Origin of the sequence: Corallococcus sp. CA053C, from assembly GCF_003611675.1 — a bacterium.
Taxonomy (GTDB): domain Bacteria; phylum Myxococcota; class Myxococcia; order Myxococcales; family Myxococcaceae; genus Corallococcus.
In genome coordinates this window covers 1-9,566 of the sequence record NZ_RAWA01000381.1, presented here as the reverse complement: position 1 = coordinate 9,566, position 9,566 = coordinate 1, and the positions used below count along the sequence as shown (strand labels likewise).

9 protein-coding genes are annotated in these 9,566 nt (G+C 70.8%); 3 read left to right on the top strand and 6 right to left on the bottom strand.

The annotated features are described in order from the left end of the window. Both D7V97_RS34300 and D7V97_RS34295 read left to right on the top strand, forming a co-directional pair. The coding region (locus D7V97_RS34300) for a phosphoenolpyruvate carboxylase (RefSeq protein ID WP_120614836.1) at nt 1-2,478 on the top strand (2,478 nt) is incomplete at its 5' end. 46 nt (nt 2,479-2,524) lie between these two features. Continuing rightward, nucleotides 2,525-3,253 (top strand): hypothetical protein, encoded by a 729-nt coding sequence (locus D7V97_RS34295; RefSeq protein ID WP_120614835.1) that lies wholly within the window; start codon nt 2,525-2,527, stop codon nt 3,251-3,253. A gap of 18 nt (nt 3,254-3,271) precedes the next feature. Here D7V97_RS34295 and D7V97_RS34290 read toward each other — a convergent pair whose 3' ends face one another. The 3 genes from D7V97_RS34290 to D7V97_RS34280 all read right to left on the bottom strand — a co-directional run bounded on the left by D7V97_RS34290 (nt 3,272) and on the right by D7V97_RS34280 (nt 6,128). After that, the gene (locus tag D7V97_RS34290) at nt 3,272-3,619 is read right to left on the bottom strand and encodes a DUF2845 domain-containing protein (protein ID WP_120614834.1); all 348 of its coding nucleotides are present in this window, start codon (nt 3,617-3,619) and stop codon (nt 3,272-3,274) included. Between the two features lie 86 nt (nt 3,620-3,705). After that, complete coding sequence (locus D7V97_RS34285; RefSeq protein ID WP_120614833.1) at nt 3,706-4,974, bottom strand: SGNH/GDSL hydrolase family protein; 1,269 nt, start codon at nt 4,972-4,974, stop codon at nt 3,706-3,708. A gap of 263 nt (nt 4,975-5,237) precedes the next feature. Beyond that, nucleotides 5,238-6,128: a hypothetical protein gene (locus D7V97_RS34280; RefSeq protein WP_120614832.1), complete on the bottom strand. Its 891-nt coding sequence runs from the start codon at nt 6,126-6,128 to the stop codon at nt 5,238-5,240. 127 nt (nt 6,129-6,255) lie between these two features. Between D7V97_RS34280 and D7V97_RS34275 the strand changes: the two genes are divergently transcribed. Beyond that, a complete protein-coding gene (locus tag D7V97_RS34275) occupies nt 6,256-6,615 on the top strand; it encodes a TIGR02266 family protein (RefSeq protein WP_199729033.1) in 360 nt (119 codons plus the stop codon). Between the two features lie 78 nt (nt 6,616-6,693). Here the strand turns inward: D7V97_RS34275 and D7V97_RS34270 are convergent, their stop codons facing one another. The 3 genes from D7V97_RS34270 to D7V97_RS34260 form a co-directional block, all read right to left on the bottom strand. Beyond that, nucleotides 6,694-7,095, bottom strand: coding sequence for a GNAT family N-acetyltransferase (locus tag D7V97_RS34270; RefSeq protein WP_233583404.1), 402 nt, complete (start codon nt 7,093-7,095; stop codon nt 6,694-6,696). A 198-nt stretch (nt 7,096-7,293) separates the two neighbouring features. Continuing rightward, nucleotides 7,294-8,349: an alpha-ketoacid dehydrogenase subunit beta gene (locus D7V97_RS34265; RefSeq protein WP_120614829.1), complete on the bottom strand. Its 1,056-nt coding sequence runs from the start codon at nt 8,347-8,349 to the stop codon at nt 7,294-7,296. A 2-nt stretch (nt 8,350-8,351) separates the two neighbouring features. Continuing rightward, nucleotides 8,352-9,359, bottom strand: a complete 1,008-nt coding sequence (locus tag D7V97_RS34260; RefSeq protein ID WP_120614828.1) for a thiamine pyrophosphate-dependent dehydrogenase E1 component subunit alpha — start codon at nt 9,357-9,359, stop codon at nt 8,352-8,354. Nucleotides 9,360-9,566: the final 207 nt, after the last annotated feature.

The following is a 9,566-nucleotide window of genomic DNA, read 5'->3' as shown; positions in this document are numbered from 1 at the left end:
GCGGTGCTGCGGCGGCTGCCGTCGGAGCAGGTGGAGCCGGTGCTGCGCGCCTTCTCCGTCTACTTCCAGCTCGTCAACCTGGCGGAGCAGCACCACCGCATCCGCCGCGCGAGGGCCCACGCGGGCCCCACCGCCACCCGGCCCCAGCGGGGCTCACTGGAGGCGACGCTCCAGACGCTGAAGGACGCGGGCGTGAGCGCGGAGAAGGTGCGCGAGACGCTGGGGACGCTGAAGGTGACGCTGACCTTCACCGCCCACCCGACGCAGGCCGTGCGGCGCACGCTCCTGGAGAAGCTCTACCGGCTGGCGCAGCTGCTGGAGGAGCGCGACCGGTGCGCGCTCACCTCGCGCGAGTCCGCGGAGAACCTCACGTCCATGCGCGAGGAGATCACCGCGCTCTGGCAGACGGACGAGCTGCGCCGCGAGCGCCCCACCGTGGGCGACGAGGTGAAGAACGTCCACTGGTACGTGGCGGAGATGCTGGCGGAGCCCGTGTCCCGGCTGCCGGAGGCGCTGGACTGGGCCTTCGAGCGCGCCTACGGCGAGCCGCTGGGCGCGCTGGACACCCCCGTGCGCGTGCACTCGTGGGTGGGCGGCGACATGGACGGCAACCCGCTGGTGACGCCGGAGGTGTTCGCGGACACGCTGCGCGCGCACCGCGCCCGGGGCCTGCGGCTGCTCCTGCGCGACGTGGAGCGGCTGGGCGGGATGCTGTCGCAGTCGGAGCGGCACGCGCGCCCCACGCAGGAATTGGAGCGCTCGCTGGAGGACGACGCGAAGGCGTTGCCGGACGTGGCGAAGCAGCAGGGGCCGCGCACGTCGGGCGAGCCGTGGCGCCGCAAGCTGCGCTTCATGGAGGAGCGGCTGACGCTGGCGCTGCGGCACGTGCTGGCCCGGCGTGAGGGCCAGCCGTCCACGCTGGCGCCCGGGGCCTACCGTTCCCCGGAGGCGCTGGGCGACGACCTGGCGGTGCTGGAGCGCTCGCTGTTCGCGGCCCGCGCGGAGACCGCGGGCCTGCGCGAGGTGCGCCGCATGTCCGAGCGCGTCCGCGCGCTGGGCCTGGGCCTGGGCGAGCTGGAGGTGCGCGCGCCCGCGGAGGACGCGGTGAGCGCGGCGGCCTCCATCGCCGGAGGGCCTCCTCCGTCGGAGGGCGGAGCGCGGCTGCTGGCGGTGCTCCAGAAGCTGCGCGAAGGGCAGGACGAAGGCGGCGAGTCCGTCTGCCGCACGCTCATCCTCTCCATGGCCTCCACCGCGGAGGACGTGCTGGCGGCGTTCCAGTGCCTGAAGCACGCGGGCCTCTGGGACGCGGAGCGGCAGTGCGCCACCGTGGACGTGGCGCCGCTCTTCGAACAGCTGGGCGCGCTGGACGCGGGCCCGGACGTGCTGCGCGCGCTGTTCGCCCACGCGGAGTACCGCCAGCACCTGCGGGGCCGGGGCGTGCAGGAGGTGATGGTGGGCTACAGCGACTCCGGCAAGGAGGTGGGCCTGCTCGCCGCGAGCGCCGCGCTGTACCGCGCCCAGGTGGCGCTCACCCACGTGGCGGACGAGCACGACGTGCCCCTGCGCCTGTTCCACGGCCGCGGCGAGACGGTGGCGCGCGGCGGCGGCCCCGCCCAGACGGCCATCCTCGCGCTGCCGCCGGGCACGGTGGCCGGGGCCTACAAGGCCACCGAACAGGGCGAGGCGATGGACCACAAGTACGCGCGCCCGGAGCTCGCGCAGCGCACGCTGGAGCTGGTGGTGGGCGGCGTGCTGCTGCACACGCTCGATGCGCAGCCGCGTCCGTCGCCGGAGGACGAGACGGCCTTCCGCGCCGCGTTCGACGTGCTCGCGGAGGCCGGCCGCAAGGCGTACCGGGGGCTCGTGTGGGACGACCCGCGCTTCGTGGAGTTCTTCATGACGGGCACGCCGGTGGAGGAGATCGCCGCGCTGCCCATCGGCTCGCGCCCCAGCAAGCGCAAGGCGGGGGGCCTGGAGACGCTGCGCGCGATTCCGTGGAGCTTCGCCTGGACGCAGACGCGCGCCATCGTCCCGGGCTGGTACGGCGTGGGCGCGGCGCTGGAGGAGTACGGGGCCACGCCCGAGGGCGCGGCGTTGTTGCAGCGCATGTACAGGGAATGGCCCTTCTTCCACACGGTCATCGACAACGTGACCATGGTGCTGGCGAAGACGGACATGGCCATCGCGGCGCGGTACGCGAAGCTGGCCCCCGCGTCCACGCGGCCCCTGTGGCTGCGCATCCAGCAGGAGCACGCGCGCACGCGCCGCGCGGTGAAGACGCTGACGGGGGAGGGGAAGCTGCTCGACAACAACCCCCAGCTCCAGCGGAGCATCGCGCTGCGCAACCCCTACGTGGACCCCATGTCCTTCCTCCAGGTGGAGCTGCTCAAGCGCAAGCGGGACGGCGACACGGCCTGCGACCGGCCGCTCCTCCTGGCGCTCAACGGCATCGCTGCGGGCATGCGCAACACCGGTTAAGAGAACAGACACAGAAGGCAGCACCTGGCAGCGAGGAGACCGAGGGATGGCCCAGGAGACGTTCACCGTCGAGGAGATCAACCCGAAGCACGGCTTCGCGCGCCTGCGCCCGGACATGGACCCGGGCACGGGGCAGGTCCACACCGCGCTCTACCCGGATCCGGAGTTCACGAACGCGCCGCCCTTCCAGTTGCGCAAGGGGGACCGCGTGTCCGGCGTGCGGCGGGGCCAGACGGTGTCGGAGGTCTCCTGGGTGGAGCGCGTGGAGCCGCCGTGGGCGGAGGTGGAGCGCGTGGCGGAGCTGCTCGCGCTCCTGGAGCGCTGGGAGATCCGCGTCCCCTTCGAGGCCCGCGTCCTCGCGGAGCACGCCTGGCGCGACAGCAAGGAGAACCCCCTGCGCGACGAGCTCCAGGCGCAGCTGCCCACGTTTTTCGACTTCGAGGGCGCGCATCCCTTCGAGGACCCGACGCTGCTGGAGCGGCTGTCCGCCGCGATGCAGCCGTACCTGCCGGGCTTCTCCGTGCAGCCGGTGCAGGGGCAGCCCGCCGTGCGCGTGGAGCCCGGGAGCGTGGAGATTGTCGCCGGGGTGGGGAGCTGGGACATCCCGCAGCCCACCTTCGCCCCGATGATCGCGGAGGTGAACGCGAGGCTCGCCGCGGTCCAGGCCCCGGTCCGCTGGGTGCCCACCCGCGAGGACTGGATGCTGGCGCCCCCCGCGCTGGCCGCGCTCCTCCAGAAGCACGGCCTGCTCGAAGGCACCGCGATCCCCGCGTAGGGGGACTGCGCGGAGGCCCTACTTGCCGTAGGAGCCGCTGCGCACGTCCACCAGGACGCCGTTGCGGAAGATGGCCGTCTGCATGAGGCGGTGGGGCCCGAAGTTATAGGTCCACTCCTCGATGGTGACCGAGGACGCGACCTCCTGGGAGACCTCCTCCGTGCGGTCGGGGTTGCGCACCTTGACCTTGTTGCTGATGACCTCCGTGCGGCTCTCCTTCGTCATGGGCTCGCCGCACTTCATCAGCGTGTCCGACTTGGAGGCGCCCTCGGAGACAAGCTTGCTGTCGCAGCGCAGCGCGGAGGCGTGGACGAGCGAGGGCAGGGCGAGGCAGGCGACGACGAGGCTGGCGGACAGGGCACGCATGACGGCTCCGTGAAGGAAAAGGCTCGGGGGCACCGCACGGACGCGGAGGCCCCGAACCTATTCAATCCCGAAACGGTTTTTCACGACTACAGGCCGCCCTTCTCCTTGAGCACGCGCACCACCTCGTTGGCCATCACGCGGTGGCCCTGCGCGGACGGGTGGATGCCGTCCACCTCCAGCCCGTCCAGGAAGAGGTCCACGTTGCCCGGCTGCCGCGTCACCGCCTCCAGGTCGATGACCTCCGCGCGCGTCTGTCCGCGGATCCACGCGTTGAATTCGTGGCGTTGCGCCTTCACCTCTTCGTAGCTGCCGTAGTTCGTCTTCTCCTTGGGCAGCAGCGTGCTCACCCACAGCCGGCACCGGGGCTGGAGCTGATCGAAGAGCTCGGTCATCCGCTGCTCCAGCTTCGCCACCGTCAGGTCGCTCGCCAGGTCGTTGGTGCCCAGCAGCACGATGCAGTCGGTGAAGCCCTGCATCGCGAGCACCTCCTGCGGCAGCTGGGCGTTCGCGTCGAAGAAGCCCTGGCCGGACGCGCCCGAGTTCACCACCGGCACCCCGAGCTGCGCCTCCACCAGGGCCGGCCACGCGTTGCGCGTGTCGTTCTTGGTGTCCATGTAGCCTTCGGTGATGCTGTCCCCGATGGTCACGAAGGCCCGGCCCGGCGCGCCCTCCACGTCCACCGTGGCCACGGCGATGGCCTTCTCCCATTCCTGTCCACCCAGCGCCCCTTGCGTCGTCGCGTACGCCCCGGAGCGCGCGTAGCTGCCCGGGAACGCGTCGATGGTGCTCTGGCCCATGGAGCCCTGGGCCTCGAAGGAGAGGGCCACCTCGTCCCGGAACCCCACCGGGAACGTCACCGGATCCGACGTCACCAGCGTGCGCGTGCCCGTGGTGAACCCTGGCTTGCCGCTGAAGGTGAGGGCCACCGGCGCGGAGGCCAGCGCACCGCCGGGACCCGCCTTGGCCACCGTGGCCCGCTGCAACGTCATGGCCCCGTCGCCCGAACGGAACGTGACGCGCACCCTGGCGCCCGTGCGCCCCACGGGGACCCGCAGGCGGTAGGTGGTGACGCTTCCCGCATAACCCGAGCCCCGGAGCGCCTGATGGAAGCCGGGCTGGAACGCCACGGGCGCGGGCGCCACGGGCGGCGTGGCCTGCACCTTGCGGCCGTCGTGCAGCGTCAACGTGGGCGCCGCCTCCACGGACTGCGTGGGCGCGGGCGCGGTGACCTCCGCGTCCGACCGGCCTGGACCGGAGGAGAGCGGTGCCCCGTCGCTGTCATCGATGCCACCACACCCCGCCAACAGGCCCAGGGCACCTACCCAGCTCCAGCGCAGCGCCTTCCTCACACCCATACCCGCACCCTCCTGGCGCAAGACAATGTGCACGACCTGCTTCCCTGGCGACCGCGGGATTCATGGATCGCGCCAGGGGCTCGGTGGCCCAGGAGGCTGATCGGGCGGAAGCGGCGGCGGAGGACTTCCAGCGCAAGGGTGCGCCACGGGTGCTCCCGGCCTGGAGCACGCTCCTCAAGGGGTGGAAACCTTCCCCCCGTGGGCAAAACCGTCGCCCTCCGCGGAGGCTCGGAGCTCGGAGGTCGGAGGGCGACCGCCGCGGCTCACGGGACGCAGGCGCCCACGTCCCCGTTGTGGGTGATGGCCCGGCAGGTGCCGCCGCTCGCGCAGTCGGGCGAGCCCGAAGGGAAGCGACACAGTGTCCGGCAATTGCCAGTGCCCCCGGAGACCACACAAGTGCTTCCCGGTGAACACTGGTTGCTGAATTCGCACGCGGCGCCCGGAGCCAGCGTGCCGCTGCCCGCGCAGACCGGACCGTTGGAGGCGGGATAGCAGCCCAGCGGACTCTCACAGTCCTGGCTGAACGCGTTGCACTGCGCGGAAGGAGGGCCGCACACCAGCGGCAGCTCCTGCGTGCCGGCCAGGCGCAGCACCGTGTTGCAGTCACCGGAGGCGCAGTCGGACGTCGCGTGGCACAGCTTCCGGCAGAAGAAGCCGGTGCCCCCGTCGGAGAGCCCCTCGTCCTTGCAGTACAGGCCCGCGGCGCAGCTGTCGTAGCTCTGACCCGGCGGGAGTGATTCGGCCAGCGTGCACGGCGCGCCCTCGGTGGCGGTGCCCGCGGCCACGCACTGCCGCTGCGTATCGCCTGCATCCAGCCGCACGTAGGTGCAGCGCTGTCCGGACGCGCAGCCCTGCCGCACCGGATCACACGCGCCCTCGAAGCAGCGGCTGCCCGTGCCGCCATCCGTCAGGTCCGTGTAGAGACAGCTCTGGCCCGCGGCGCAGCCCTCCTGCTTCACCACGTTGCAGGTGAAGTCCGAACGACCCCCGCCGCCGTCACCGCCATCGACAGTCCCGGAATCACCGGCATCCACCCCGGAATCCACGGCTGTCCCCGCATCAGCCGGGGGCTTGAGCGTCTCTCCGTCGTCGCAACCCGCCACCCACAAGCCCATCAACAGGGCACCACCCAACAACACGAGACGCGCGGCCATCCGGAAACTCCTGGCGTGGAAGTAATCTGGGACTTACACGAGCCGTTCCACCTCTCGGGGCCTCTTGAACCGGGCCTGGAAACCAGCCGACACTTCGGGTCACAGGACCGAGGGGGTCAGGGTGCGCATGAACACGAAGTTGGATGAGCCAATCGAACCAGACCCGTACTTGAACCGTCGCGCGGAGGAGCGCGTGGCGGCGCGGTTCGAGGTGCGCTTCGAGCAGGCCGAGGACGCGGCGCGCGCGCTGCGGGCCTACTCCCTCAACCTGTCCGCGGGAGGACTGTGCCTGCGCACGCGCAAGTCCTACGACGTGGGCGCGCAGGTGCGGCTGGCCATGTCGGTGGACGGCGAGGAGTTCCACCTCACCGGCGTCATCGCCTGGGTGCGCGACGAGGCGGAGGCCATCGGCGTGCGCTTCATCGACGTGAGCGAAGAGGACCACGAGCGCCTGCGCCGCGTCATCGCGAGCTTCCGGCGCCGCTGAAGCAACAGGCGCCGGCCGCGAGCCCCTGGCCACGAGCCGGGGCGCGGTGACGGCGCCCCTCATCGCACTACCGCTTCACTACAGCTTCGTCTCGCTGTCCGCGTGGCGGAACACGCCGGAGTCGCCCTCGACGTAGCCGCAGGCCTTGTAGAAGGCGCGCGTCTCATCGGTGACGTTGAGCGGGGCGATGAGCTGGAGCTGCTTCACGCTCAGCACCTTGCCGCGCTGGGCCACCTGGGCGAGCAGCGCCCGGCCCACGCCACGGCGGCGCCAGCCCTCGGACACGACGAGCTCGTCCACGGTGGCCACGCGCCCGCGCAGCCGCAGCTGGGGACGGTGGGAGAAGGACACCATGCCCACCGCGCGGTCCTGCGGGTCGCCGGCCACGAAGATTTCAATCTCCGGATGGCTGATGACCCAGTGCACGGTCTGCTGGTCGGTACCATTGGGATAGCCCAGCTCGCGCAGGAGCAGTGCCATGACCTCGGCATCACCTCGACGCGCGCGGCGGATGCGGAAGGCGTTGGCGTCGGGAGCAGGGGTCATGGTGCGGACAATGGGCTGGGACAAGGCATTCGCGATACTAGCGACAGGGCCGTCGGACCTCCAAAGAGGAACGACGGCCCCGGAAAGATCTTCAGGCGCGAAAGCAGGGACGCGCCGTGTGGGTAGGCCCCGTCAGGGCTGCTCGCCGGCCAGCGAGCGCACGGCGGCGGTGATGTCCGCCTGCTGCGGCACGGACGCCAGCTCCAGCGCGTCCGCCAGGCCGATGCCCGGGATGAACTTGCCCGCCACCAGCCGGGGCGGCGCGAGCAGCGAGTAGAACAGCTCCTCCACCGTGCGGCGCACCAGGTGCTCTCCGAAGTTCGTCACCTCGGTGTCCTCGTTCACGTACAGGACGCGGCCCGTCTTCTGGACGGAGGCCTTGATGAGCTCCCAGTCGTAGGGCCACAGCGAGCGCAGGTCGATGACCTCCGCGCTGATGCCCTCTTCCGCGAGCGTCGCGGCCGCCTTCGCGCACAGGGGCAGGGTGCGGCCATAGCTGACCACGGTGACCTGTGTGCCCTCGCGGACGATCTTGCCCTTGCCGATGGGCACCGCGTACGCCTCCAGCGCCGGCCACTGGGGCTTCCACTGCGAGCGGTCCCCCAGCGGCGCGTCGATGAGCTTCGACAGCGCGCGGTCGTCCTCGGGCTCACCGGGGATGCGCTCGTCGCCCTTCACGCGCAACAGCGCCTTGGGTTCCAGGAACATCACCGGGTTCGGATCCTGGCACGCGGAGATGAGCAGGCCGTACGCGTCCAGCGGGGTGGAGGGCATCACCACCTTCCAGCCGGGGATGTGCGTCATCGTCGCGTCGAAGGAATGCGAGTGGTACATGGACCCGCGGATGCCGCTGCCCACGGGCGTGCGCACCACCATGGGCAGGTTCCAGTCACCGTTCGTCGCCCAGTGCGTGTTGCCCGCGATCTTCAGCAGGTCGATGGTGTTGTAGATGTAGTCGCAGAACTGGATCTCCGCGACCGGCCGGTTGCCCGCCATCGCGAGGCCCATGGCCGCGCCGATGATGCCGCGCTCGTCCAGGGGGCTGTTCCACGTCGTCTTCAGGCCCTGCGTGCAGGTGAAGACGCCGCCCAGCGGGGCGCCCACGTCCTCGCCGAAGATGTCGGTGACGCCCAGGTTCTCCTCGGCGTAGTGCAGGGCCATGCGGATGGCCTGTGCCATGTTCGCCATGGTTAGTTCTTCTCCGCGTAGATGTGGTTCCAGATGGAGTCGCCGGTGGGCTGCGGTTCGTCGCGCACGGTGCGCGCCGCGGCCGCCAGCTCCTCGCTGTAGCGGTTGCGCACGTCGTCCATCAGCTCCCGGCTGAGGACGCCTTCCTGCTCCAGCCGCGCCTCGAACAGGCGCAGGCAGTCCTGCTCCTCGTTCACGAAGTTGGCGCCGGACGCGGACGAGTGCCCGTACAGGCGCGACACCCGCGCTTCGATGAAGAACGGCTTGCGCTCCTTGCGCACGTACTCCATCGCCGCCTGGAGCTCCTGGTAGGACTCCACCGGATCATTGCCGTTGATGGTCTTCGCCGGGATGTTGAAGGCGCGCGCGCGGTCGCTGATGTTCGTCTCGCCGTGCTGGCCGTCCGACGTGGTGGAGATGCCCCACTTGTTGTTGGTGACGATGATCAGGATGGGCAGCGGGTTGGCCGGACGGCTGCTCCACACGAGGCAGGTGGGGAAGTCGCCCTCGGCCGTGCCCGCGTCGCCGCCCGTCACGATGGTGATGCCCTCGCCGCCGTGGCGCTTCTGCGCCATCGCCGTGCCCGGCGCGATGGAGTACTGCACCTCGATGGGCGACGTGATGGGCGCGATGTTCTTCGCGCGCCGGGTGAAGTGCCCCGCGAAGTTGCGGCCGCCGGAGTAGGGGTCCGTGGCCGTGTTCTTCATCTGCCGCAGCGCCCCGATGGGCTCCTCGCCCATGGCCAGCAGCGTCGCGGACTGGCGGTAGTGCCCGTGCAGGAAGTCGTAGTCCAGGCCCTGGCCCACCTTCATCAGCAGGCCCAGGGGGACGTTGAACGCCTCCTCACCCGGACCGCCAATCCAGAAGTAGCCGTGGCCCTGCTTGTACATCTGGATGAGGCGCTCCTCGAGGACGCGCGCCTTCACCATCAGATCGTGGATGCGGATGAGCTGCTCTCGGGCGAGCGAAAGCGGCGCGGAGTTTTCTTTGATCAGACGGGGCCGTGACACGCGCGGAGGACCTCTGAAGGGGAAATGGGAGGCCCCTATACTCCGAACGCGGGCCTCCGACTCAAGGACCCTGAGCGGTCCGGTGTTCGCCGTTCCGCGTTGAGGCCCCGGTGGCGCGGCGCGGCAATGAGCAGAACTCATCCATGGCCCCTCCATGTCCCATGACTGGCCGGTCGTCCGGGGGGCAGGGGACAGGGCGCCCAGGGG